This window comes from Granulicella mallensis (genome assembly GCF_014203225.1).
Taxonomy (GTDB): Bacteria; Acidobacteriota; Terriglobia; order Terriglobales; family Acidobacteriaceae; genus Granulicella; species Granulicella mallensis_A.
The window spans coordinates 56,571-80,808 of the sequence record NZ_JACHIO010000001.1; the positions used below are offsets into that span (position 1 = coordinate 56,571).

Annotated in this window: 21 protein-coding genes; 9 read left to right on the plus strand and 12 right to left on the minus strand. The window is 59.8% G+C overall.

The features are described from left to right. Position 1: 1 nt before the first annotated feature. Together HDF15_RS00255 and HDF15_RS00260 are read right to left on the minus strand one after the other, a co-directional pair. Positions 2-460, minus strand: a complete 459-nt coding sequence (locus tag HDF15_RS00255; RefSeq protein ID WP_184252281.1) for a cupin domain-containing protein — start codon at positions 458-460, stop codon at positions 2-4. 12 nt (positions 461-472) lie between these two features. Beyond that, positions 473-811 (minus strand): cupin domain-containing protein, encoded by a 339-nt coding sequence (locus tag HDF15_RS00260; RefSeq protein ID WP_311733002.1) that lies wholly within the window; start codon positions 809-811, stop codon positions 473-475. Between the two features lie 154 nt (positions 812-965). On the opposite strand from HDF15_RS00260, the gene HDF15_RS00265 reads away from it, so the two are divergent. From HDF15_RS00265 to HDF15_RS00280, 4 genes are read left to right on the plus strand one after another with little or no spacing between them, the layout of a single operon-like run. Beyond that, complete coding sequence (locus HDF15_RS00265; protein ID WP_184252283.1) at positions 966-1,799, plus strand: TatD family hydrolase; 834 nt, start codon at positions 966-968, stop codon at positions 1,797-1,799. Between the two features lie 48 nt (positions 1,800-1,847). Further along, positions 1,848-2,348, plus strand: a complete 501-nt coding sequence (locus tag HDF15_RS00270; RefSeq protein ID WP_014266562.1) for a YajQ family cyclic di-GMP-binding protein — start codon at positions 1,848-1,850, stop codon at positions 2,346-2,348. A gap of 51 nt (positions 2,349-2,399) precedes the next feature. After that, positions 2,400-3,404 carry a polyprenyl synthetase family protein gene (locus tag HDF15_RS00275; protein ID WP_014266563.1) on the plus strand — a complete coding sequence of 335 codons (1,005 nt, stop codon included), beginning with the start codon at positions 2,400-2,402 and terminating at the stop codon, positions 3,402-3,404. 42 nt (positions 3,405-3,446) lie between these two features. Next, positions 3,447-5,231 carry a DUF6880 family protein gene (locus tag HDF15_RS00280; RefSeq protein WP_184252284.1) on the plus strand — a complete coding sequence of 595 codons (1,785 nt, stop codon included), beginning with the start codon at positions 3,447-3,449 and terminating at the stop codon, positions 5,229-5,231. Positions 5,232-5,808: 577 nt separating this feature from the next. On the opposite strand, the gene HDF15_RS00285 is transcribed toward HDF15_RS00280, so the two are convergent. Genes HDF15_RS00285 through HDF15_RS00295 form a run of 3 tightly spaced genes read right to left on the minus strand, consistent with a single transcriptional unit; the run spans position 5,809 to position 8,126 of the window. Further along, a complete protein-coding gene (locus HDF15_RS00285; RefSeq protein WP_184252285.1) occupies positions 5,809-5,961 on the minus strand; it encodes a hypothetical protein in 153 nt (50 codons plus the stop codon). Positions 5,962-5,973: 12 nt separating this feature from the next. Further along, positions 5,974-6,246, minus strand: coding sequence for an exodeoxyribonuclease VII small subunit (locus HDF15_RS00290; RefSeq protein ID WP_409254851.1), 273 nt, complete (start codon positions 6,244-6,246; stop codon positions 5,974-5,976). After that, positions 6,243-8,126, minus strand: a complete 1,884-nt coding sequence (locus HDF15_RS00295) for a bifunctional homocysteine S-methyltransferase/methylenetetrahydrofolate reductase (protein ID WP_184252286.1) — start codon at positions 8,124-8,126, stop codon at positions 6,243-6,245. The genes HDF15_RS00290 and HDF15_RS00295 overlap by 4 nt, the downstream gene beginning before the upstream one ends. A 146-nt stretch (positions 8,127-8,272) precedes the next feature. Here HDF15_RS00295 and HDF15_RS00300 point away from each other — a divergent pair, with 146 nt between their 5' ends. Both HDF15_RS00300 and bshB1 read left to right on the plus strand, forming a co-directional pair. After that, positions 8,273-9,946: a hypothetical protein gene (locus HDF15_RS00300; RefSeq protein ID WP_184252287.1), complete on the plus strand. Its 1,674-nt coding sequence runs from the start codon at positions 8,273-8,275 to the stop codon at positions 9,944-9,946. Positions 9,947-9,957: 11 nt separating this feature from the next. Continuing rightward, positions 9,958-10,701 (plus strand): bacillithiol biosynthesis deacetylase BshB1, encoded by a 744-nt coding sequence (gene bshB1 / locus HDF15_RS00305; RefSeq protein WP_184252288.1) that lies wholly within the window; start codon positions 9,958-9,960, stop codon positions 10,699-10,701. Between the two features lie 449 nt (positions 10,702-11,150). On the opposite strand, the gene lpxD is transcribed toward bshB1, so the two are convergent. From lpxD to HDF15_RS00325, 4 genes are all read right to left on the minus strand, one after another. Then, positions 11,151-12,080, minus strand: a complete 930-nt coding sequence (gene lpxD / locus HDF15_RS00310; protein WP_184252289.1) for a UDP-3-O-(3-hydroxymyristoyl)glucosamine N-acyltransferase — start codon at positions 12,078-12,080, stop codon at positions 11,151-11,153. Further along, a complete protein-coding gene (locus tag HDF15_RS00315) occupies positions 12,077-13,021 on the minus strand; it encodes a lysophospholipid acyltransferase family protein (RefSeq protein WP_184252290.1) in 945 nt (314 codons plus the stop codon). Before HDF15_RS00315 ends, lpxD begins: the two co-directional genes overlap by 4 nt. A 97-nt stretch (positions 13,022-13,118) precedes the next feature. Further along, on the minus strand, positions 13,119-13,817 hold the full coding sequence (locus HDF15_RS00320) for a lipid-binding SYLF domain-containing protein (RefSeq protein ID WP_184252291.1): 699 nt from the start codon (positions 13,815-13,817) through the stop codon (positions 13,119-13,121). A 134-nt stretch (positions 13,818-13,951) separates the two neighbouring features. Beyond that, positions 13,952-14,590 carry a DedA family protein gene (locus HDF15_RS00325; RefSeq protein ID WP_184252292.1) on the minus strand — a complete coding sequence of 213 codons (639 nt, stop codon included), beginning with the start codon at positions 14,588-14,590 and terminating at the stop codon, positions 13,952-13,954. A 311-nt stretch (positions 14,591-14,901) separates the two neighbouring features. Between HDF15_RS00325 and HDF15_RS00330 the strand changes: the two genes are divergently transcribed. Next, positions 14,902-15,708, plus strand: a complete 807-nt coding sequence (locus tag HDF15_RS00330) for a chlorite dismutase family protein (protein ID WP_184252293.1) — start codon at positions 14,902-14,904, stop codon at positions 15,706-15,708. Between the two features lie 250 nt (positions 15,709-15,958). Next, the gene (gene nth / locus HDF15_RS00335; protein WP_260330738.1) at positions 15,959-16,804 is read left to right on the plus strand and encodes an endonuclease III; all 846 of its coding nucleotides are present in this window, start codon (positions 15,959-15,961) and stop codon (positions 16,802-16,804) included. A 32-nt stretch (positions 16,805-16,836) separates the two neighbouring features. Here nth and HDF15_RS00340 read toward each other — a convergent pair whose 3' ends face one another. From HDF15_RS00340 to HDF15_RS00350, 3 genes are all read right to left on the minus strand, one after another. Further along, on the minus strand, positions 16,837-17,652 hold the full coding sequence (locus tag HDF15_RS00340) for a uroporphyrinogen-III synthase (RefSeq protein WP_184252294.1): 816 nt from the start codon (positions 17,650-17,652) through the stop codon (positions 16,837-16,839). A 449-nt stretch (positions 17,653-18,101) separates the two neighbouring features. After that, entirely contained in the window at positions 18,102-19,010 is a 909-nt protein-coding gene (locus tag HDF15_RS00345) for a hypothetical protein (RefSeq protein ID WP_184252295.1), read from the minus strand. A gap of 696 nt (positions 19,011-19,706) precedes the next feature. Then, a complete protein-coding gene (locus HDF15_RS00350; RefSeq protein WP_184252296.1) occupies positions 19,707-23,015 on the minus strand; it encodes a glycoside hydrolase family 38 C-terminal domain-containing protein in 3,309 nt (1,102 codons plus the stop codon). Between the two features lie 166 nt (positions 23,016-23,181). On the opposite strand from HDF15_RS00350, the gene deoC reads away from it, so the two are divergent. Further along, complete coding sequence (gene deoC / locus HDF15_RS00355; RefSeq protein WP_014266579.1) at positions 23,182-24,207, plus strand: deoxyribose-phosphate aldolase; 1,026 nt, start codon at positions 23,182-23,184, stop codon at positions 24,205-24,207. Positions 24,208-24,238 lie beyond the last annotated feature (31 nt).

The window sequence follows — 24,238 nt, forward strand, 5'->3', positions numbered from 1 at the left end:
GCTACGCCTGTCCGTGGCTCACCGAGACGACAAAGTACAGCGCCGGTGAGTCACCGACATTGGTCAGGCCGTGCATCCTGTTCGATGCCGTATAGATCACATCCCCCACGCCCACCGGTTCCGGCTTGCCTTCATTCAGGAACTCCAGCTTGCCCTGACGGATGAGCACAAACTCCGTGTTCCGGTGCTTATGCGGCGGGTGCGGCATCTTGCCAGGGGGCAGCATCGTTTCATGCACCTCTACAAACTCGCCGGTCGGCAGCGTTCCCTGCATGACCTGGCGCCCCCAGCCGCCATTCTCGTTCTGCTTGACGGGCAGATCGCTGAAGCGAAAGACCTTGGATTGCGCCAGGGCACTATCCTCACTCGCTACCGCCGATTGGGCCTCCGAAAACCCGCACCCCAAAAAGGCGAACGCAGCCATGGCCGCACACAGATCCCTGCGATTCATCGTTTCCATAGGTTTCTCCCCTTACGTGTTGATGTCCCCACCGATCGCGAAGACAAAGTATGCCGCCGCCCCGTCGCCGACATTGCGAAGGGTATGCATCGTTCCTTTGGCAACAAAGATCACGCCACCAGCGTCCACGCGCTCGGTACGGCCATCGTGATCGAACTCCAGGGTGCCTTCGCGAACGCAGATCACCTCGGTGTGCTCGATCCGGTGCTCCGGATTGGGCTTCGCCCCGGCAGGCTGCATGGACTCGTGCAAGGCCACAGGCTCCCCGGTAACGACCGCGCCATGAAGCACGTCGCGCCCCTCGCTACCGTTGGCTCCTGTGCGGACCGGCAGGCTTCCAAACGAGAACACCCGTGACTCACTGCCCAGGCCAACAGCTTTTATCTCATCGCTCTTCAATGGCTCTCCGAAAGACCTCAAGACAGACTCACCGCCATGCCAGACATACTATCCTTCGCGTCCACACACTCGCCACAAGGCGCAAGCCTGTAATCTGGAAGAGACCATGTACCTGATCGACTCACACTGCCATCTCGACGACTACGACAACCTTCCCCAGGTGCTCGCCAACGCGCGGGAAGCGGGCGTGGCGAAGTTGCTGGCCATCGGGATAGGCAATGGCCCCGACACGATGCACCGCGCGCTCAATCTGGCACGTGAGCACGAGCACATCTTCGCCTCCGCCGGCATCCATCCGCAGGAGGCCCACCAGGCGACGCCCGAGCACCTCGCGAAGCTCTCCAGCCTCGTCGAGGACCCGCGCTGCATCGCCGTGGGCGAGATCGGCCTCGACTACTACCACCTCGACAATCCGGATATCGCCACGCAGCAGGCCGCCTTCGTCGCCCAGATGAAGATCGCCGTGGCCGCACGCAAACCGATCCTCATCCACTGCCGGACGTCCGAACTGGCCATCCCCGCGGCCAGGCAGAAGTACGAGCCCGCCGACGCCTGGGAGGACCTGCTCTCCCTCATCGCCGAGCACTGGACGCCCAGCGGTCTGCCCGGCATCATGCACTGCTTCTCCGGCAACGAGGACCAGGCCGCGCGTTCGCTCACGGCGGGCTTCTATCTCTCCTTCGCCGGAAACCTCACCTACCCGAAGTCGACGACGATCCAGGCCGTCGCAAAGTCCGCCCCCGCCGACCGCATCCTGGTCGAGACGGACGCGCCGTTTCTCGCGCCGATTCCCCTCCGCGGCCAGACCAACGAGCCCGCTAACGTCGCCCACACGGCCCGGTATCTCGCCGGTCTGCGCGGCGCATCTTATGAAGAAGTGGCCGCACAGACCACTAAAAACTTTTACGAACTCTTCCCGCCAACGCGCGGCATAGAATAAACACCGCATCATAGACATAGCTTCGCAACAAGCGAACAGGACACCAACATGCCAGCAGATCAAAGTTTCGACGTCGTCAGCAAAGTAGAGATCCAGGAAGTAAAGAACGCCATCGACCAGGCGACCAAAGAAGTAAACGCCCGCTTCGACCTCAAGAACTCGAAGTCCACCATCGCCCTCGAAGGCGACGAGACCGTCCAGCTCGCCAGCCAGGACGAGTACACCATCAAGGCCGTCATCGAGATCCTCTCGCAGAAGCTGGTCAAGCGCGGCGTCTCGCTCAAGAACCTCGAATACGAGAAGATTGAGCCCGCCTCGAACTCCTCCGTGCGCCAGAAGATCAAGCTGAAGCAGGGCATCGCGTCCGAGCCGGCCAAGAAAATCGTCGCCCTGATCAAGGAATCGAAGAAAAAAGCGCAGGCCTCCATCCAGGGCGATACCGTCCGTGTGACCAGCAAAGATCGCGATACTCTTCAGGAAATCATGGGTATGCTGCGCGGCAAGGACTTCGGAGTCGATCTGCAGTTCACCAACTTCCGCTCAAACTAAAAATAAGTTCAACAACCGGAAGTCCATGTTCCTGCTACTCTTAATTCCAGCGTGAGTTCCCTTTCCATCGCGACCGCTACCGAGGTATTCGACCTCCTGCGTGACGACCTTGCTGCCATCGAGAGCGAGTTCGCCCACCAGTCCGACTCTCCCGTCGAAGTCGTTACCGACATTGCGCAGTACCTGATCGCCGGCGGCGGTAAACGTATCCGGCCGATGATGCTGCTGCTCTCCGCAAGGGCCGTCGGTTGCGAGTCGGAGGCACGTATTCGCCTGGGCGCCGTCGTGGAGATGCTGCACACGGCGACGCTGGTGCACGATGACATCATCGACGAGGCCAGCACGCGCCGCGGGCGGCCTTCGTCGAACACCACCTGGGGCAATGCCAAGTGCGTGCTCGCGGGTGACTGGCTCTACATGCAGTCGTTCCAGACGGCACTGGCCGAGCGCAACTTCCGCATCCTCGACCTGCTCATCTCGCTCACCCAGCAGATGGTCGAAGGCGAGCTGCTGCAGATGGAGAAACTCGGCCATCTCATCAACGAAGAAGAGTACTTCGACCTGATCTATCGCAAGACCGCCTGCCTGTTCAAGGTATCGATGCAGCTCGGCGCGGTGATAGCGGTGCCTCCAACCACGCCCAATGCCGCTCCCTTTGAAGAAGCACTGGGCGAGTATGGCCGCAACCTTGGCCTGGCCTTCCAGATCGTCGACGATGTGCTGGATCTCACGGCGCAGGACGACGTCCTCGGCAAGCCCACCGCCTCCGACCTGCGCGAAGGCAAGGCGACCCTGGCCGTCATTCACGCGCTGGAACGCGGCACGGGAGCCGACCGCGAGGCCATCCGCACGGTGCTCGCCGACCGTAGCTTCGCCCGCGTCGCGCACGCGGACATCCTTGAGATTCTGCAACGCCACGAGTCGCTGGCCTATGCCATGGACACCGCCTGCGCCTACGCTGAGGCAGCACGGCAATCCATCGCGGACCTGCCGGAGAGCGACTACAAGCGCGCTCTGCTGTGGGTTCCAGGGTTCGTTACGACACGCGACCGGTAACCCGCTGAGCCGTCTCTCTTCGAAGAGCGCCGATCATCCCCTATGAACGCTCCTGGCCATCTTCATGCCATTCTCTCGGACTCCTTCATTCGAACCCTGGCCGGCGACCGCTATTACGAGCGTGGTGTCGATTACTTTCGACGTGGATTGGTCGACTCCCTTCTGCAGTCCGGCGACAGCATAGAAGCCATAGCGCACGGAACCGAACAGTATGCGGTAAGGCTTTCTGCCAATGGGCAGAAGTTCAAATACACCTGCGAATGCCCCATCGGCGAAGGCGGCGGGTTCTGTAAACATTGTGTCGCCACCGCCCTCACATGGCTCACCGGCCAGACCGTCACCTTCGTCGACCAGAAGAGCGGACGATCTGCGCCCATCACGACAAAAGACATTCAGGAAGCGCTCAACGCTCAGGATAAGGAGACCCTCATCAACTGGCTAATCGAGTGGTCGGAGCAGGATAAGAGCCTTAGACAGAGACTCAATCGGCTTGCCAGTCTCGAGAAGGGTTCAGAAACCCTGGTCGCCCAGGTTCGCAAGGATCTTGAAAAGGCCATCAAAATTCGCGGTTATCGGGATTACGATCAAGCGCCTGTCTATGCAGCCCAGGTTTCATCGGCTCTTGAAGGGATTGAAACTCTCCTGCAGATGAAACAGGCCACAGCGGCCATCGATCTGTGCGAAGACGCTATGCAGTGGCTCGAAATTGCCGTTGAAAAGATCGACGACTCCAACGGTGAAGGCATGCATTTGATGGGGCGTGTCGCAGAGTTGCATCTGCTTGCGTGCGAACAGGCGAAACCCGATCCTGAATCGCTGGGTGCCCGGCTCTTCATCCTGGAACTAGACGGCGGATACAGCCAGTGGAGCGGTGTGGCTGAAAGGTATGCCCACCTTCTTGGAGACAAAGGTCTGGCCGCATTCCGTGAGGCAGCCCTCAAGGAGTGGGAAAACGTCCCGACGCGAACATCGAGAGGCGGCCATGACAGCACTGAAAATTACTACTCCCTTACACACATGATGGAGTCGCTCGCTCGCCAATCAGGCGATATAGAACAACTCGTCGCTATCTTCGAACGAGATCTCTCTTTTCCCAATCAATATCTCCGCATCGCCGGCATCTATCGTGAAGCGGGCAATCGAGAGAAAGCGCTCCAGTGGGTTGAACGCGGCATGGCATGCTATCCCGACTTTCAAGGCGTACCTCTCAGATTATTCGCAGCCGAAGAATACCAGCACGCTGAACGCCATGCCGACGCCTTGCACCTTTTATGGTCTGAATTTCGGGCAAATCCAGGTCTGGAAAACTACAAACTGCTGGAGGGCTTTGCCCGTTCAGCCGATGACTGGGAAGACTGGCGCGATCGGGCGCTTAGACATCTTCGCCGCGTGGCTGCGGAGCAATCCTCGACAAAGAGCGGTTCCACAGCCGAGTTCGAATCTTTGTGGGATTGGAAGTACGGCCATTCTTTGCTCGTCGAAGTCTTTCTGTATGAGCACAAGATTGAAGAAGCCTGGCAGGAGGCCCAGGCTGGCGGATGCCGCAATAAGCTCTGGCTGCAGTTGGCAGAGCAGCGCGAAAAGACACATCCCGCAGACTCCGCGGCAATCTATCTAAGCCATGGGGAGAAAGCTGTTGCCAGAGTAGACAACAGTCGCTACGAACCAGCAATTCATTTGCTGGAAAAAGCAGCAGCCTTGATGCACTCTCTGGGCAGAAGCCAGGAATTTGAAACTCGATTCGAAACCCTTCGGCTGCAACACAAAGCAAAGCGCAACCTACAAAAGCTGGCCGAAGCCCGGCGCAGCTTTCTTTACATTCGATAGAACAATTTCGCTGCCAGGCTTTTGAAAACTTCCGTGGTGTCTTTCCCCAGGCCTTCGATCCTGCAACAGTTGCCGAGACCGAAGGCCTGTCGTCAAACTCACATGTTCAAGCCATGAATCAAGGGTGAGGTCAAAGCGCAAGTTTTGCGTTGAAGGGGCAGGTGTTCACAGGCTGCGAAAAGCTCCTGATAGTGAAGAGCGTCTTGATCTTTAGGGCCAAGGGCCCGTTTCATCCCAGCCTGGGGTGGAGCGCAGCAGCGAGCGGTTTATAGCTCGCTGCAAGCGTAGCCCCAAGTACAGGATCACCTCGAAAGCAGAGGGCTGTAAGCCCGATTCATCGTGCTGCACGATGAGTCGGGCTTACAGCCCTCAACTTTTACTCCTGCGCTAACCTGGGGCGTCGCTCCCCGAGCCACCACGCTATCGCGTGTTGCCCCGGATTCGCTTTGCCCCAGGCTGGTATGAAACGGGCCCTTGGCCCTAAAGATCAAATGGAGACTTCTCCGTGGCCTGTGAAGTCCCGTTCCTTCAAAGCAAGAGATCTAGCTAAATCTGAAATAAAGTCTGATGACACGCCCTAGCCTTTAGCAGGCTGTGTCTTCTCTTCAGACTGTTGCTTTTCTTTCTCTTCAAGAATCCACTCGAGCTTCTTTCGTTCCCAGGCCACACCCTCACGGCCGGCTTTTACAAGCTTCTCAGCGAACTTCTGAATATCTACGTCCGGATCCATAGCGGCTTTACTCTACTCCTCGTCCACTTCCTCGTCATCCTCATCGCCCTCTTCATCCGCCACCGCCAGGGCCAACTCCTCCACCCGTACCGGTCCTGATTCCGACGGCTCCAGCAGCACCTGAATCCGGCTCTCCGCACTCGAGAGCTGGGACTTGCAGGCGTTCGACAGATGCACGCCGCGCTCGAACAGGCTGACGCTCTCATCCAGCGACAAGTCGCCGCGCTCAAGCTGCTCGACGACCTTCTCCAACTCCGCTAACTGATCCTCAAAGCTCGCCATCATGCAATCTCCTCTGTCAGTCCAAGAACCTCGGCTGCGGCCGTGTACTTGCCGAAGGGAGCGCTCACCTGCACGCCCTGTACTGAACCACGCACACTCGCCAGCATCTCCTGAGCGATCTTGAGACCTTCCGCCAGTGCTTCCTCTTTACCGCCAGCCGCGGCCATGCGCACAAAGATCTCGTCCGGCATCGCAACCCGCAGATCGTTTTTCATGAACTCCGCGTTGCGCAGGCTGGTGAGCGGCCAGATGCCCGCAATCACAGGAATGCGGAAGCCCTCAATGCGGCGCAGGAAGTCCTCCAGCAAACGCAGGTCGAAGACCGGCTGCGTAATGCAGAACTCTGCTCCAGCCTCAACCTTGTAGGCAAAGCGCCGTACCTCGTGCTCGATATCGGGCACCCCTGGGTTCGCGGCAACAGAGATCGTAAAACCAGCCGATCCCCCGATCGGATTGCGCCCGATATCCAGGCCCTGATTAAGGCCATGGACGATATTCACCAGGCCAATAGCATCCACGTCGAACACCGCGGTCGCATCGGGATAGTTGCCCATCTTCGGCGGGTCGCCCGTGAGACACAGGATGTTCTTCAGCCCAATCGACGACGCTCCCAGCAAGTCACTCTGCATGCTCAGCACATTGCGATCGCGGCACGTGTAGTGCAGGATCGTCTCGATACCGACCTGCTGCTGAATCTGCACGCAGAGACTCTGCGCTCCCATGCGCGCGCTGGCTCTCGGAGAGTCCGGCACGTTGATCACATGCACGCCCCGCTTCTTCATCAGCAGCGCGCCGGCAAGCTCCTTCGAGCAGTCGAAGCCCTTCGGCGGAACGATCTCCACCATCGTGACAAACTCACCGTCCGCAATCATCCGGCCGATACGCGAACGCTCGCCGAGCGGCCGCGGCTCCACACGATGCTCGCTCTCGCTGGCGTGCACGACATGCGGCGTATGTTCGGTAGACTTCTCGCCAGACTCCTGCGCACCCATCGCGCGTAGGGCGCTGCGCATCGCACGAATGTGTGCCGGGGTCGTGCCGCAGCATCCACCGACCCAGGACGCTCCTGCCCGCACCGCCTTACGCACAAAGCTGGCCATGTACTCCGGCGAGGTGAGATAGATGTTGCGGCCTTCCACGTTGCGCGGCATACCCGCATTGGGCATCGCCAGCAGCGGCAGCGCGGTCGCCTCGCGCATGCGCTCGATCACGGTGAGCACCGTTGCCGGCCCTGAGCTACAGTTGCAGCCAATAGCGTCCGCACCAACGGCGGTCAATCGCTCGGCAGCGATCTCAGGACTGGTTCCGTCAAGACAGTTGCCGTCCTCGTCGACCGTCACCATCACGGCGACCTTCAGGTGCGGAGCTACCTGGCGAGCTGCCAGCACGGCCTGCTCTGCCTCGTCGATCGACATCATCGTCTCAATGATGATCAGGTCGACGCCCCCCTCGGCCAGGGCGGAGATCTGCTCGGCAAAGGCCTCGCGAGCCTCCTCCAGGCTGAGCTTGCCCAGAGGCTCCAGCCGCACCCCCAGAGGCCCTACGGCGCCGGCGACAAAGGCTTCCGTGCCCTGTTTTTCGCGAATCGCATCGACGCTCTGGCGGGCAATCGCAGCCCCGGCCAGGTTGAACTCCCGCACCTTCTCGCGCAGCGCGAAGCGCTCCAGCCGGAAGGAATTCGCGCCGAAGGTGTTGGTTTCAATGACCTCTGCACCCGCCTGCAGATACTGCTGATGCACGGAGCGGACCATTTCGGGCTGTGACAGATTCAATTCGTCGTAGCAACGGTTGATAAAAACACCACAGCTATAAAGCATGGTGCCCATCGCACCGTCGCACAATATCGTGCCGCCGGCAAAAAGCCTATCGATCCCAACCGCCATTCGTCTCCCGTGTTCCTCGTGCATCCTCCATCGTATAACGTCACGAAGGAAGCAAAACGCGTGAGGCGGCGTTCCCCTTTGCTATACTCGGAACTAATAAATGCAGCAAATTGCTGTGGTCTCGCGACGGTTTGGAGTAGTTTACGTTGAAGAATAGAAGTCTCCCCGCACAGGTCGTTTCGGGCTTGCTCCTTGCAGTTGTCACGCTCGCGCTTACCGCGTGCAATCGCCTCTACGTATTTCCAGCCAACAACTTCGCTGGCCGCCCCATCCCTCCAAGCCAGATTCTGCAGCGTGTTCTGGCGGCTTACACCGTCAACGGCGCGCAGGGCGGCCTCGAGATTCTGGATGGTCTGCGCGACATTCGTACGAATATTCAGGACACGATCCCAGCCTTCACCATCTCCGGCTTCTCTGCCGCAGAACCGGTACAGATCATCAACTACCCGGAACAACTCACTGGATACGTCCGTTCGTTTACCGATGGCACACTCCAGCAGATCAACTATGGCGCCGAAAAGAGCAATGGCGCTTTCCCGTCGAGTTTCGGATTTGCCAACTCCCCTTCCGCAGCGGCGACCACTGCGGGTACACGTTTTGCCGAAGCTGCGGAGACCATCGGAATCCTGCAGGTCTCCGACAGTGGCGCAACTTACAACCTCAACCTTCCAAACGTCGATAAAGTAGCGATCGATCCAGGCAACACAATTATTCTGGCGATGGTTCGCAACTCCAACTCGCTCTATCGCGTGGTCAAGCTGGCTGCGTCTGTGAACCCCGTCAACCCTCCCGGCGCCATCGACTGCCAGCCGCTGTTGCTCCCGGTGTACTGTGTCGTACCCGTACCGGGAACCTATGATCGTCCTGTAGATGCCTCCTTCTCGCTCGATGCGAGCAGCGTCTACATCCTGAACTGCGGCCCCGAATGCGGCGGCCAGCAGTCGAGCGTTACGGTTCTATCTGCTGCTGCCCTCGCCGCCGACACTCCCCCAACGAGCTCAACTTACCCGTCTCCGCTGCAGAACATCTCCGTGCCGAATCCCATCCCTGTTCCAGGCGGGGTCACGACAGCACTCTCCGACGGCACAACTCTTTATCTTGCGGGACAGAGTCTCCAGGGCAACGGTCTTTTCGGCGGAAATCTTTCGCTTCTGAACCTGGCCAACTACACCCTGCAGCCGACCACCTACAGCATCTCCGACGGCACCCACTCGAGGATGTTGTTTGCCGATAACAACACGCTGTGGATCGGATCGCAAAGCTGTGCCAACGGACCTCGTGCGGCACTTGCCACTAGTGGGGGCCTCACCCAGGCAGCCAATTACAACTGCCTCACGCGCTTCGTCACAGGCGGCAACACTGTTCTTCCTTCATGGACTGCCGGCACCAACTATACGATCGGCCAGAAGGTCTCCGATGGCACGAACGTCGAGTACGCACTGACGGCCGGCACGTCGGGTGGAAGCGCTCCCACCTGGCAAACAGGAATCGATCAGGGAACCACCGATGGTGGCGTTACCTGGGTCAATCTGGGCGCTGTCAGCCCGGTGGAGATCGTTCCCGCAGTCACCCCCAACAACAAAACCAACACGAATATCACCGTTCAGTACGTCAATACCAACCTGAACGAGATGTACTACGGCGATCTGAACGGCATCTGCTGGGTTCAGAACTACAACAAGGTCTATTCGGCCTACGGCGGCCAGATTCACGCCTTCTCAACCGTAGATGACAGTGAAATCGACAACTCCCTCATCACCGTTCAGGGCACCGTACTCGACGTTGCCTATATGGACGCGTTGACCAACTCCGCCAACTAATCATCTCTTCTATGCCTGGCACAAGCTCTACGCCACCACAGGTCGATGTACTCGCCATCGCAGCTCATCGCGATGACGTAGAGCAGACCTGTGGTGGCACGCTGCTTGTGCAGCACTCGTTAGGCTGGCGTACGGGCATCCTCGATCTCACACGAGGAGAGAGCGGCACCCGCGGCACTGCCGCCGAACGAGCCGCGGAAGCCGAAGCCGCCGCACGCATTCTGCATGTCTCACACCGTGAGGCGCTCGATCTGCCCGATGGCAACGTGCAGAACACCCTCGAAAACCGTCTGAAGATCGCCGCGGTCCTGCGCCGTCTGCGGCCACGCGTAGTGATCCTTCCCTACTGGCAGGGCCGCCATCCGGACCACTACACCTCAGCGACCCTTGGCTACGAGGCCTGCTTTGCCGCAGGCCTGTCGCGGCTCGACCTGCCTGCGGAACACGGCGCGCCGCATCGGCCCTACAAGATCCTCTACGCCTCGCTGTACTCCGATGTGCGCCCTACGTTCGTCGTCGACATCACGGAGCACATCGAGACTCGGTTGCAATCGTTGCTGGCCTATCGCTCCCAGTATGGCGAGCAGCACGCAGGAGCGGGCCTCTTTGTTCCCGAAAGCGATATCCGCGAACGCATGTTTGCGACAGCGCGCCACTATGGTCTTCTCGCCGGGGTTCGCTACGCTGAACCCTTTGTGCAGAAGGAAGTCGGCGCAGTGCAGGACCTGATGATGCTGCCGGTACAAAGCATCTAGAGTAACGTTGAAAAGAACCCCCTATCGAACGGTGTAAACATTTTGCTGAGCCACAAATCGGAAGGGCACGGTTTCAACCGTGCCGTAATACGCCGGGCCAAAGGCACGTACCGCTCTGCCGAAGGCCGGAGTGAAGCCCGTAGGGCATAACGACTGAATTGCCTTCTTTGGTTGTGGCGAAACCGCCCACCCGAGCCACGAATCCCTCCCTGGCCAGCCCTGCACAGTCTTGGCTGTACCAAAAAAAGCAATTCAGTCGCTCCGGCTACGCCTTCACTCCGGCCTTCGGCAGAGTGGTAATAGTTGCACAGCTTTTGCGGCCTGGCTGAAGCCAGGCCCTTCCGGGGCTTGCCTCACGATGCGATTTGCACGCCTCAAGTTTCAACCCCAAAACAGCAATTTGATGACACGCTCTAGGGGGATTGGATGACACACCCTAAACTCGAACCCTATTTGAGCCGCCGCACCCGCGCCAGAGACTTCAAATAATCCTTCACAGGCTCGGCAGGAGTTCCCGCAAACATCTCACCGGGCCCTGTCACCGTCTTGCCCGGAAAGATGCCTCCCTGCCCCCCAAGAATGACCCCCGGGCCCACATTGACGTGGTCGCCAAGCCCTACCTGACCGGCCAGCACAGCCCCATCCCCTACTGTCGTTGAGCCGGAGATACCCACTTGGGCGGCGATCACCACATGGCGGCCGATGTTGCAGTTGTGCCCAATGTGCACCAGGTTGTCGATCTTCGCGCCCCGGCCGATCCGCGTCTCGCCCAGCGCTCCACGATCGATGGTGGTGTTCGCGCCGATCTCTACGTCATCCTCGACGACCAGACGGCCTTGCTGAGGGAACAAAAGGTACTCGCCAGTCCCGGAGTTGCGTACATAGCCGAACCCTGTCGCACCCAGCACCGCCCCGGACTGCACGACGACGCGATCCCCGAGCGTCGCCCCCTTGCAGATCGTCGCTCGGCTGCCGATATTGCAGTCCGCTCCGATCACAACATTCGCTTCGATCACCGCACCCGCTCCCACCCGCGTCCGCGTACCCAGAACAGCAGAGGCATCGATGATGGCAGCCGGATGATGGAGCGGGCTCTCGTCAGGTACCACGAGCTCTTTCGCGACTACGGCGAACGCATACTTCGGGTCGCGCACCCAGAGCACACGAGTGTCGTCGCTCTCCAGGGCACCGCGCCGCGCAAGGATCAATCCAGCCTGCGATGCCAGTGCCGCTCGCAGCGTCGTTTCGTCCTGGGCAAAGACCAGGGCCTCCGCCTCTGCGCCCTCGATCTCCGCGACATGCGAGAGAATGGCCTGTGATGCCGTTTCAACCCCCAAAAGCGCGGCAATCTCCGTTGCCGTTCTGCGAATCGCACTCATCTGTAAAGGCTCCCTTCGCCTTCGGGCCTGGTCTTCCAGCGGCGATGCACCCAGAGCCACTGCTCCGGATAGCGGCGAACATAGGATTCGATCGTTGACGTGAAGAGTGCCGTATTCGCCAGGATGTCCGCCTGCGTATCTTCCGTGCGCACCAGGTTGAGCTCTTCACCGAAGTGCAGCACGTAGCGTCTTTCGCTCTCCTCCCATAGGAGAAATCCCGGTAGCACCGCCGCGCCGGTCTTCAGCGCGACCCGCGCCAGTCCGGACGCCGTACAGGCCTCAACGCCGAAGAACGGCACGAAGACCCCTTGTGGCGGAGTCATATTCGTATCCATCAGGATGCCGACCGTCTCGCCGCGCTGCATCGCCGACAGCAAGCCGCGGGCGAAGTCGTCTTTATGAACGACGCGATTGCCATGCAGGCAGCGTATTTCGTTGACGAACGCGTCCACCCTTGGGTTATCGAGTCTGCGGATGACCAGAGACATGGGATAGCCCCGCAGCGAGTGATAAAAGCTCGACAGCTCCCACGCGCCCAGGTGTCCAGTCAGGACCAGCACGCCCCGGCCCTTCTCACGAGCCTGGAGGTAATTCTCCAGCCCTTCATAGCGAACAAACTTTGAGGCGCTCTCCAGCGTGTAGCCGCGCATCTTGCAGAACTCCGCTATCTGCCAGCCCAGCCGGATGTAGAGCTTGTGAAGAATCTCGCGGCGCTCTTCTTCGGTCTTCTCCGGAAAGGCCAGCTTGAGATTTCGCAGGCCTGTCCGCCGCAGGCCACCAAGTCCTTTCCAGCACACCCAGCCAATCGCCGCACCCGTTCCCCGGGCTATCGATCTTGGCAGCAGGCCTATGGCTCCTACCAATCCGCGCAGAGCCCAATACTCCACGTTCTCCCGAAAGGAGGGTGTCACCGGCAATGAGGTCTGCGAGATAGCGGCCAAGAACTCAGTGTACGCAATGCAGAGATTCCAGTCTCTCCAGACAAGCAGAAAGGGCGGCCGGAGCCGCCCTTCTTTGCCTGCATACTGCCTGGTTGGTTTAGTGGTTGTCCTGCGAGACGATGAAGTACTTCGCAACGGTGTGGACAAAGCGACGTGCGTTCTGGGGTGTCGGCGAGTTGCCGTGCAGCACACCCTCGAAAGGGATGTCTGCGCCATATTCAGCGCGAGTGTCATCGCCATTTTGCGAGAGCACCGTGCCGTCCAGATCGATACCGGCAAAGAGTCCCTTGCTGCGCGAGTAGGTCAGGAATTCAGCATTCAGCTTCCAGTCCGTACCTGCCTGTGCATTGCGGCCCACGGGACCGGCTGTGGCAGCAGCATCGCCGCCGATCTTGAACTTGGACTTCAGCATGTCCTGAAGACCATTCTTATTCATCGCGACCAGTATGAGATCCGTGGACTGTCCACCGATCTGCCAGCCGAAGCTGCCACCAGCCAACTGTACGAACACCGGAGCGCTCCAGCCACGCGGCGTGCGGCACGTTGCCGCCCCCTGACCGTACTGACCGCCCACAATGAAAGCACCTTTTTTATAGGCCGGAATGACCACCACACAATGAGCACCCGCCAGAATGGACTGAGGAATTCCCCGATCCGGCGTCGCCATCACTTCATCGATTACGTCTGCCGCCGCGTTCAAACGATCCGTCAACTTCGCATCCTGCGCATGTGCATGTACAGGAATCAAACCAGCCGACATCACCAGGGCACAAAGGACTACGCTAACTTTCTTCATCGCATTGCCTTTCAATAGCGAGTTTGCGGCTATTTATAATTTCTGCCGCCTCAGGACAGTCAGATGGGATACAGCCATACCGGGGTTGCACAAGAAAAACGGAGGGATGAGTCATTACCACCCGGCTCTCCTTTTTAGGAGGCGGTTTCAGCTTCAGAGGCACCCATGCGATTCTTCCAATGGGTCCAGACAAACCACACGACTCCAACGAGCAGAACCAACTCCACGCCATGGTGGAACTTATCGAAGACCGCCTTGAAACGCGGATCAGTCTGGAAGCGTTTGCCCAGCTTCATACCCACATAGGCCAGGACATAGCACCAGGGCCAGGAACCAATAAACGTGTAGAGATGAAAGCGGAACTGGTTCATCTTCGCCATTCCCGCCGGGAACGCAATGAACGTCCGAACGATCGGCAGCATCCTGCCGATCAGCACGGTGATGGAGCCGAAGCGGGCGAAGAAGTGCTCGGCCATGTCCAGATCGCGCTTGCTGAGCAGCAGGTACCGGCCAAAACGCTCGACCATCGGACGGCCGCCCTTAGCGCCGATCCAGTAAGCCGGAATCGACCCCAGATTGGAAGCCAGGGATGCAAGGGTCGCCAGGAGGATGAGCTGCATCTGCGAGTGGGCCAGCGCATACCCCGCGAAGGGCATGATGACCTCAGACGGAATGGGAATGCAGGCTGATTGAATCGCCATGAGCAGGACAACGCCGGCATAACCTCCCGCGCTGATGAAGGCCACCAGGATTGCAATGAGTTTCTCTGACATTCCTGTGCAGTATATCGCGACCGGGTGCCCCATCCTCGACGCGCGATTTTGCGCGGCAGGGTGGGGTATCGTGCAAAGCACGACCGTCTTTTGCTCGTAGTGGAAACGATGCCTGAATGGAGGAGTGCGGTCGTTTGCTACCACAAACGATACCCCCGACGCAGAGCGCGCTTCGAAGATCAGTGGGGCTCGCTTGCCGTCTATACCCCACCCTGCCGCACGATAAAACCGCGCGTCGAGGATGGGGCACCCAACTTACAGGGGCTGATCAATTTCTAGGTCGAGCCAACCACATTTGCTACGATTGCCCTATGTCCGAAGTCGTAAAAGCACCCGAAGCAGTCACCCCCAGCACTCCCGAAAACTCCGCCCCCGCCAAGCCCCAGACCGGCGGCTATGGCGCTCCCCCCGCTCATGGCGGACCTCCGGTCAAACGTCAGATCGTCTGCTTCAGCTTCTACAAGCTGCTGCCCGAGTGGCGCAGACTTCCCGCCGCCGAAAAGGCCGCACACAAGACTGCGTTCGCCGATGTACTGGCCCGTTGGAACAAGCCCGGCGAGTTCCTTTCCCTCACCTACTCGACCATCGGAACGCGCGGAGACGTCGATATGTGCGTCTGGTCGATCGGCTATGCCATCGACGAGTTGAACAAGATGCGCTCGGAGCTGATGGCTACCCCGCTTGGCGGCTATCTCGAATCGCCGCACAACTTCCTCGCCATGACCAAGCGCTCGCAGTACCAGATCGACCGCGAAGACGAGAGCGAAGGCGAAGGCCGCGGAGCGATTCGTCCCGGCGGACAGAAGTACATCTTCATCTATCCGTTCTGGAAGACACGGCCCTGGTACCTGCTCTCCCTGACCGAGCGCAAGCGCCTGATGGACGAGCACATCCGCGTCGGCCTGCTCTACCCGCGCGTCAAGCTGAACACCACCTACTCGTTCGGCATCGACGACCAGGAGTTCGTCGTCGCCTTCGAGACCAACTTCCCCGAGGACTTCCTCGACCTCGTGCAGCAGCTTCGTGAGACCGAGGCCAGCCTGTACACCCTCAAGGACACTCCGATCTTCAGCTGCGTGCGCCTGAAGCCGATGGAGATGCTGGACCGGTTGGGATGAGCAAGTCAGCGAGTCAGCAGCTATCTGCTGCTTTTGCTTTTGCTTTTCTGGTTGTCATTCCGAGCGCAGCGAGCGAACCTGCTTTCTCCCGTTCTTCGCTCGTACTACCCAGAAAGCATATAGCTCCGAACGGGAAGAACCTGCTTTGTGCCAGCTCATAACGTTTGTTGCGGCACTGACGAAAAGCAGGAGGCAGCAGGTTCGCTCGCTCCGCTCGGAATGACAACCAGAAAGGCAAAAGCGACGACACATGACAACCGCGAAAGCAATCTCCGTCAAAGCGAAGCGAGCCCAGGGCAGCAAGCTAACGAAGCCTCTGCCTCCGCCGCAGCGGTTAAAACCCGCTGCGCGGAAGGCTGCCATTGAAGGCGTTCCGGCAGCAAAAGCTCGGAAGATTGCGGCCAAAGAACCGGTTGCGCCAAAGGCCAAACGCGGCAAGACCGCGAAGCCACTGGCGCCGGAGCGCGTTGCCGAGATCCTCGACGCTCTGCGGAAGACCTACCCGAACGTGGTCTGCGCTCTGACACATCGCAACGCCTTCGAGCTCACCATCGCCACCGCACTCTCGGCCCAGACCACCGATGTGACTGTGAACAAGGTCACCCCAGAGCTGTTCAAGATGTTTCCGACACCGAAGGCTTTGGCCGAAGCTCCCCTGCTGGAGATCGAGCGGATCATCCACACAACCGGCTTCTACCGGGCGAAGGCCAGGAACATCAAGGGCGCCGCACAGGTGCTCGTGGAGAAGTTCAACAGCCAGGTCCCGAAGACCATCGAGGAGATGATCCAGCTCCCCGGCGTCGCACGGAAGACGGCGAACGTCGTCCTGGGCTCCTGGTTCGGAATACCCTCAGGAGTCGTGGTCGATACGCACGTGCTGCGCATCTCGCGGCGCCTGGAGCTCACACAGGCGACCGAACCGGTCAAGGTCGAACAGGACCTGCAAAAGGTCATTCCACAGGATCGCTGGATTCAGTTCTCGCACGAACTGATCCATCACGGACGTCAGGTCTGCATCGCACGCAAGCCCAAATGTGTGGATTGCAGTCTGGAAAAGCTGTGTAACTCTGCGGATAAAACGTGGAGTTCGCACTAAAACTGGTCCAGAACCACCATCATGGCGCGCCTCTATCTGCGGGCCGATTTAAAGTGCCCAACAATGGCCGCAACCAGCGAAGGCACACTCGGCTCTTTCGCCTCGACGTGAGGCGGAAAGCCTAGCTGGACTAGCGTCTGCGAAGTAATCGGCCCAATGGAAGCTCGCAGGATATCCGGCGGAAGAACCAGCCCCGCAGCCTCCAGCAGCGCTACTAAGTTGTGCGCCGTGGACGAACTCGTAAACGTAATGGCCTCCGGATAATTCTCAGGACGGACGAACAGCTCCCGGATTGTGGGGATTGAGCTTTCAGGAATAACGGTTCGATAGGCCGGAGCGATGGTTACCTCAGCTCCGGCCGCACAAAGGGTATCGGGGAGATGATCACGAGCCTGCTCGGCGCGGACGAGCAGGAAGCGTGTGGGAGTGCCGTCGGGCTGGCGAGCGTGGGGCAGGAGCGCGGCAGCCAGGGACTCGGCGACGGCCTGGGTGGGCGTGAGATCGACCTGAAGGCCGGCCACCTCGACGGCACGGGCAGTGGCTGGGCCGATAGCGGCCACCTTCAAGCCAGTCGTTCCTGCGTGGAAACTATGAACGGAAGGTCTGCCCACCCCCTTCAAAACACCGAGGCGTCGATTGAAGGCTTCCACGGCATTGGCGCTGGTGAAGAGCAGCCAGTGGAAGGTATCGATGCCCGAGAGCGCAGCATCGAGCGGAGCAAAGCTGGTGGGCTCAACGGTCTCAATGGCGGGGATGAGGATGGGCTCGATCCCAGCCGCACGGAGGCTCTCGGCGAGTTCCGAGACCTGATGGGGAGCACGGGTGATGAGGACGCGGGGGTGAGTCATCGAGATACGGCGACTTTCTCTAGGATGCCCTGTGAGTATTTCATCTTCTGTCAAAGAGGACTTGCCTGCCTGTCCTGAAGTACGTGGCCGCTTCCCTCTGCACCCTTTACCTCTTGAGCGAAATCGAACGGTGCAAATAGTTCGTTGAGGCACGGAGCGGAAGGGCAGGGTTTCAACCCTGCCGCAAAAGACGCTCCGCAGGAGCCTACCTCTCTGCCGAAGAACCGGGCCCCGGCGAGTCGCTTTTGCTCGCTGGGTGGTAACGCCGGAGTGGAGGCGCAGCCGGAACGACTGAATTGCTTTCTTTTGTCGTGGCGAAACAAGCTGCGAAGCTGCGCCCCAACCCACTGATACAGCCTTCGTGAGCCCTGCACAGTCTTGGGTCGTGCCTCGCGATGCGATTTGCACGGCTCAATTTTCAACCCGAAATAGTAATTGGATGACACACCCTAGAACGGCAGTCGTGCCGTGATGACCGTGGCGTGATTGAAGGTGTGAAAGTGGGTGACGGCGATCTGCTGTCCGGCGCCGAAGGTCAGGCCGAGGCGTCCGGGGGTTCCATCCGGCTTGTGCGTGAGAGGAATGCGGCCGATGATCATGCCGGGGGTGGCAAAGGTTGCGACCTTACCGTCGTTGGCACCGCCCTTGTAGAACGTGGAGTTGAACTCGAGCTCCGGCCAGAAGAGGCGCGCTACCCCGGTTTTTGCAGCGCGATATTGGAAGGTGTTATTCCACACAATAGTGCGCCCCAGGCCTTTGACGTTGGACACAGGCAGCGTGCCCCCGGCGGTGGATGTGAGGGCGAGCTGACCAAAGCCTTTGCCTACAGCCAGCGTCGGCGTGACCACGGCGCAGCAGCTTCCATTGGCGTTCTTGCCCGTTGGAATGGAGCCGGCCAGGAAGACTGTGACGATGGCATTGCCGTGCTCTTCATTGCGGGAGAAGAGGCGCTCCTTGGCCAGAAACGAGATGTCGCCGAAGCCATCCGCCTCGCCATTGCTGCGGTCGAAGAAGGGCGGAAGGTTGACGATGATCTCGGTGTGGCGCTCAGGGATCAACTCCAATCCCTTGCCGTTGCCGTAGTTCCACACATCCTTGCCCGCGGGGTTGTACTGGTGGACGAAATCGGTACGGAACTCCTGCTCAAGGCGCGGAGTGACGGTGACCAGAGGCGTGACCCAGTGTGGCTGCTCATTCTGGGTGGCGGTGACGCGGGCCTGATAGTTCGCAATAAACCTGTCCACAGCCGACTGCTGAGCATGAGCGACGAGTGGCGCGGCAAGCGCAATAGCTAGAGCAATCACACACTGGCGGAGGCGAGCAGGAAGAACGAGGCAAGTTGCTTTCATGATGGTCACGGTTTCACCTTAACGTTTTTATACGATTTGAATTGATTGAAATTTTAGACGCTTTCCCCTCGGCAAGGTTACAGAGGAAACTCATCTTTCAAGCCGCAGACGTGTGGGGCGAAAGGGGAAGATGTCAGGGGTAGAGGTTCTCTTGAAACCGCGTGAGGCAGCAGCAGTCAACCACAAGCCGCAAGACTGCACGGGAGCGTTTCGCACGGTCAGCAGAAGGAATCAGATGGCCGGGCGCCATCACCAAGGGAAAGATCAACGGCCTGCCGACCTGGATGCTACCAGGGCGTGCCATCCAATTGCTTCTGGAACAAAGTCGAACTGTGCAAACAATGGGTTACGGCAAGGATCGGAAGGGCATGGCTTCAGCCATGCCGCAAAGGCAGCGTTTAAATCCCTTTCCGCTCTGCCGAAGGCCCCAGTGAAGGCGTAGCCGCAACGACTGAATTGCCTTCTTTGGTCGTGGCGAAACTGCCCACACGAGCCACGCATCCCTGGCGTGCCTCGCACAGTCTTGGCCGCACTAAAAAACAATTCAGTCGCTCTGGCTACGCCTCCGCTTCAACCTTCGGCAGATATTTTGGGATCGGCTTAAAACAAAAGCCCGCATTGGTGTCTCCACCAATGCGGGGTCCTTCGTCGTTAGCTCAGGATGTCGACGAAAATACATACCGCCAACGGTTGTTGAGGTCGGCGCTACTTCGCGGCTGGGTAGAAGACCTGCACGGTAAGAATCTCGTAAGGCTTGATCGGCACCGTCACGACATCTCCCGTGAGTACCAGATGCGAGCCTTCGACCTTCTCCATCAGGTTGCTCTCCACCGCGTACTGCGCGCCGCGCGGCACGTGCAGCTTCACCTCGCTCGCCTTCCCTGCCCACTCGTACATGCGGAAGACGAGGGCGTTGGAGTCCTCGGCCTTCTTCACAGCCGTGAGCGTGACGTTCGCGTTGTCCACCGCACCCCAGGAGTGCTCTGTGGGTAGCGCGCCGGTGTGGCTGAAGACCTGCTGAGCCTTGAGCGGGTCGTTCAGCTCAAAGCCGCGATGAACGGTAAGTGCCTGCTTCCAGTCCCCAGCGTGCGGATAGATTGCATAGGTAAAGCGCTGGCGGCCACGGTCAGCATCGGGATCGGGCCAAGTGGCCGAACGCAGCAGCGTGAGGCGCAGCATGTTGTCCACGGCATCGTAGCCATACTTGGAGTCGTTGATCAGAGAGACGCCCTGATGTGCGTCGCCAAGATCGGCCCAGCGCATCGCAGGAACTTCAAACCGCGCCTTCTCCCACGAGTTGCTGCGGGTAGTAGGCCGCTCGATGGAGCCATACGGAATCTCGTACGTAGCCTTGGCGCTGGAAGCCGCCAGGGGGAAGGCAGCCTTCAGGAGCACGTGCTGCTCCTGCCAGTCGATGTCGTTGGCGACTTCGACCTGGTCTGCTCCGGCATCGAGCGAGATGTCCTGCGTAAAGTGCGACTTCTGCCACGTGCGGGTAACCCGGATCGTGTCGCGCAGCGAACCATGCGTAAGCACGGTTACCGCATCCACCGATGAGATGGGCGTGTAGTGATCGAAGGTGCCGGGATCAACGTTCCAGGCGTCATACTGCTTTGGCGTGTCCTTGAAGGTCTGGAACTCGTTGCCGCAGGCCTTGGGAGCGAGGAACTCCGTGTTCGCGGGCAGCGAGACCAGGCTGGTAATGCAGCCTGTCTTGCGGTCGAGAACGAGCTTCAGGTGAGCATTCGAGAGAGTAATCGCGTCCGACTTCTCGTCGAGGCGAAGATCGTTCTCTGCTGAAGCCTTGGCGTTGCCGGTAACAGCTTCAGCGTGCAGCACGGTGTAGCCCAGCGAGGGCACATCCTTGACGCGAGCGATCAGCGTGAACTGGTGCGTCGCGGCATCCTGAGAGACGACCTGCGAAGGAACCAGCTGGCCGTGCGCATCGAGCAGGCGAACGGACTTCGCGTCCTCGGGCAGCTGCACGTTGAGGTTGACGGTCTCACTGCGCGGCCAGGCCATCGCGTTGAAGACCATGACCGGAACACCCGAGGTTACGTGGGTATCAACCGTGGCCGAGAGCGTGTTGATCGCAGCATCGCTGATCTCGCGGTCGGAGTGGAAGACCTCCGTGTAGTCGCGCTGCGCGTCCTTGTAGATGATGCCGATGCCCGATCCCGCTGCGAGATCGTGGAACTGGTTGAAGGTGATCTTCTTCCAGTCTTCGGTAAGCTCGGCGGCAGGATAGGTCTTGCCATCCAGCCAGGCGAACGACGCGAGCTTCTCAGCATCGAGAGTCGCGACTTCGCTGTTCCTCATATTGGCCTTGTGCTGGGCCTGGGTGGTGAAGACGCCGCGGTGGAACTCGAGATAAAGCTCATCCTTCCAGGTAGGCAGACCAACTGCACCGGCAGCAGTGGCCGGAGGCGCCGTATAGCCCTTGGCAATGCTGTCGTAGTTCCAGGTGGGAGAGTCCGGGTTCAGGTTCTTCTCGACGTTGTCGAAGTACTTCTGTGCGGTGCTGTAGCGCATCGTCGGCACAGCGTCAGTCTTCCCTCCCGCGATCCAATGATCGGCCTGGTCGAGCATGGAGCGCGTGGGTCCGCCGCCGTGGTCGCCGATGCCATAGAGGTCGAGCATCTCAGAGGTGCCGGGGTTGCGCTGGGCGGATTCGGCAAAATCAGCCGAGATGCGCGTGGGGTTTACGTTGTCGTGGACATAGTCGGTTGGGAAGTACGTGAGAACCTTGCTGCCATCGGGCGACTCCCACCAGAAGAGCCGGAACGGAAGCTGGTTGGTATCGTTCCAGTGCATCTTCTGCGTGACGAAGTAATCCAGGCCGGAGCGCTTGTAGATCTGCGGCAGCTGCCAGTTGTAGCCGAAAGAATCGGGATTCCAGCCGATGCGCGCGGTCACGCCATACTGCTCCTGGAAGTAGCGCTGGCCAACGAGCAGCTGGCGCACCAGCGACTCTCCATCCGGCATGTTCAGATCAGGCTCGACCCACATACCGCCGACGATCTCCCAGCGGCCCTCTTTGACGCGCTGCTTGATCTGCGCATTGAGGTCGGGGTACTTCTCGGCCATCCACTCGGTGTACTGTGCGGCGGACTGGCTGTAGGTGTAGTCGGGATACTCGTTCATCAACTGCAGCGCGGTCGAGAAGGTACGCTTTACGGCATCGACGGTCTCAGTGCGAGGCCAGAGCCAGGCAGCGTCGATGTGCGCGTTGCCGGCGAGATCGACCTTCGCCTCCGAAAGCATCGGGTGCAGTTCGCTGAGAATGCCCTGAGCCTTGCGCAGCGAAGCGTCGAAGGCGGTCTGATCGGCGGCAGCAAGGGCCTTCATATCAATCGCAGCAACAGCGGCCTCGACTTTGGGCAGCAGGTCCGGGCGGGGGGTCTTGAGCTCCGGCAGAAGGTTGGAGGCAGCAATGCACTGCACGCGAATATCGTCCGGATCGGGGCGCTGGCCTGAGGAGCTGGGTTCGACGCGCAGGGTCACACCACGGAAAGTCTTATCGTCGACGGTGTGGAGAAGCTTCACCGCAACGAGAATCTTGTCGCCAGGCTTGGCAGGCTCAAAGAGGACGATAGGCTCGAGGTCATCGCCAAGCGCGACACGCTTGCCGTTGAAGTAGATGATCTGAGGCATGGGACCGTTGGCATCGGCCTGGAACTGGAACCAGACACGTGCGCCGGTAATGTCATAGCCGTTGAGGGTCTTGGGGACCTCGATCTCGCGGCGATACCAGACCGCGTCCTTGGGGGCCTTGCTGTGGCCGTGAACCAGTGGCCAGGAGGAGTCGTCGAGGGTTGGAGACTCTCCGTGCGGGAGGTCACCGGCATGGAAACGCCAATCGCCGGGAGGCAATGCGTCCAGGGTTTCGAGGGTGTGCAGCTTGTCGAGCGCACCAGGAGAAAGGTTCTTCAGCTCCCTGATCGGGGTGAAGGACTGGGCTGGAAGCAGCGCGGCGGAAAGCAGAACGGCGAGCGGAAAAACACAAAGACGCATGGGGGGAGATTAGCAAATGGGAACGATCTTCACAAAGCCTCCCGGCTCGCCGGTCCGAAGTGTATTCCCTGCCGCGCTGGGTATACACTTCCTATTCGCATCTCGTTTCAGGCCTGCCGGACCATATTGGCGGGCCTGATTGCTTGAATTCGAGTGGAGCAGAGACATGGCTGTGAAGCAGGAAGAGCTACAAAAAAAATCTGAAGGACACGCGAACGTTCCCGTCACGCTGCATGGGCGGGAGCTGGTTCCGAACCAGCGCATTCCGCTCAACCTGGACTGGGTCGAGGAGGTGCGGGTGAACACCAGCGCCGTCGAGCGGCGTGCCGCGACCATCCCCGCCCGGCGTTCGGTCAAAAAGGACTGGCAGGCCGCATGGCTGCTGCGCGCCATCGCCTGCATGGACCTGACGACGCTCAGCGGCGACGACAGCGCGGAGAGGGTCAAACGGCTGTGCGCGAAGGCCCGGCGTCCCCTCCAGGACCACCTGGTGAAGGCGCTCGGCATTGAGGAGCTGCACCTGACCACGGGCGCTGTCTGCGTGTACCACGCGTTCGTCGAGACGGCCGTCAAGGCGCTCGAAGGCACGAACATTCCCGTCGCCGCCGTGTCGACCGGCTTCCCCGCCGGACTTTCGCCTCTGGCCGAGCGCGTCGAGGAGATTCGGCGCAGCGTGGAAGCAGGCGCCAGCGAAATCGACATCGTTATCACGCGCGCCCATGTCTTCAACGGAGAATGGAACGCCCTGTACGACGAGGTCGCGGCCTTCAAAGAAGCCTGCGGGCAGGCCCACATGAAGGCGATCCTCGGCACCGGCGATCTGCTAACCCTGCGCAATGTCGCCCGCGCAAGCTGGGTTGCCATGATGGCCGGCGCGGACTTCATCAAAACCAGCACCGGCAAGGAAGCCGTGAACGCTACCCTCCCCGTCTCGCTGGTCATGGTGCGGGCAATCCGCGATTACGCCGAACGCACCGGCATGGCCGTCGGATTCAAACCGGCGGGCGGCATCAAAACCGCAAAGCAGGCGCTGGACTGGATGGCGACCATGAAGGATGAGCTTGGGCGTCCATGGCTTGAGCCGACGCTATTCCGCTATGGCGCGAGCTCGATGCTCGGGGACATTGAACGACAGTTGGAGCACCACGTGAACGGCAGGTACTCGGCGGCGTACCGGCATCCGATTGCGTAAAGGTCCTCTACTGCACAAGTTGTTTCGTTAA

Coding starts and splice junctions, on each gene's coding strand:
- bshB1 (WP_184252288.1), top strand. CDS start 9,958: ATGCCTGGCACAAGCTCTACGCCACCACAGGTCGATGTACTCGCCATC.
- HDF15_RS00255 (WP_184252281.1), bottom strand. CDS start 460: ATGGAAACGATGAATCGCAGGGATCTGTGTGCGGCCATGGCTGCGTTC.
- HDF15_RS00325 (WP_184252292.1), bottom strand. CDS start 14,590: ATGTCAGAGAAACTCATTGCAATCCTGGTGGCCTTCATCAGCGCGGGA.
- HDF15_RS00320 (WP_184252291.1), bottom strand. CDS start 13,817: ATGAAGAAAGTTAGCGTAGTCCTTTGTGCCCTGGTGATGTCGGCTGGT.
- HDF15_RS00350 (WP_184252296.1), bottom strand. CDS start 23,015: ATGCGTCTTTGTGTTTTTCCGCTCGCCGTTCTGCTTTCCGCCGCGCTG.
- HDF15_RS00330 (WP_184252293.1), top strand. CDS start 14,902: ATGTCCGAAGTCGTAAAAGCACCCGAAGCAGTCACCCCCAGCACTCCC.
- nth (WP_260330738.1), top strand. CDS start 15,959: ATGACAACCGCGAAAGCAATCTCCGTCAAAGCGAAGCGAGCCCAGGGC.
- HDF15_RS00340 (WP_184252294.1), bottom strand. CDS start 17,652: ATGACTCACCCCCGCGTCCTCATCACCCGTGCTCCCCATCAGGTCTCG.
- HDF15_RS00265 (WP_184252283.1), top strand. CDS start 966: ATGTACCTGATCGACTCACACTGCCATCTCGACGACTACGACAACCTT.
- HDF15_RS00270 (WP_014266562.1), top strand. CDS start 1,848: ATGCCAGCAGATCAAAGTTTCGACGTCGTCAGCAAAGTAGAGATCCAG.
- HDF15_RS00290 (WP_409254851.1), bottom strand. CDS start 6,246: ATGATGGCGAGCTTTGAGGATCAGTTAGCGGAGTTGGAGAAGGTCGTC.
- deoC (WP_014266579.1), top strand. CDS start 23,182: ATGGCTGTGAAGCAGGAAGAGCTACAAAAAAAATCTGAAGGACACGCG.
- HDF15_RS00295 (WP_184252286.1), bottom strand. CDS start 8,126: ATGGCGGTTGGGATCGATAGGCTTTTTGCCGGCGGCACGATATTGTGC.
- HDF15_RS00280 (WP_184252284.1), top strand. CDS start 3,447: ATGAACGCTCCTGGCCATCTTCATGCCATTCTCTCGGACTCCTTCATT.
- HDF15_RS00285 (WP_184252285.1), bottom strand. CDS start 5,961: ATGGATCCGGACGTAGATATTCAGAAGTTCGCTGAGAAGCTTGTAAAA.
- lpxD (WP_184252289.1), bottom strand. CDS start 12,080: ATGAGTGCGATTCGCAGAACGGCAACGGAGATTGCCGCGCTTTTGGGG.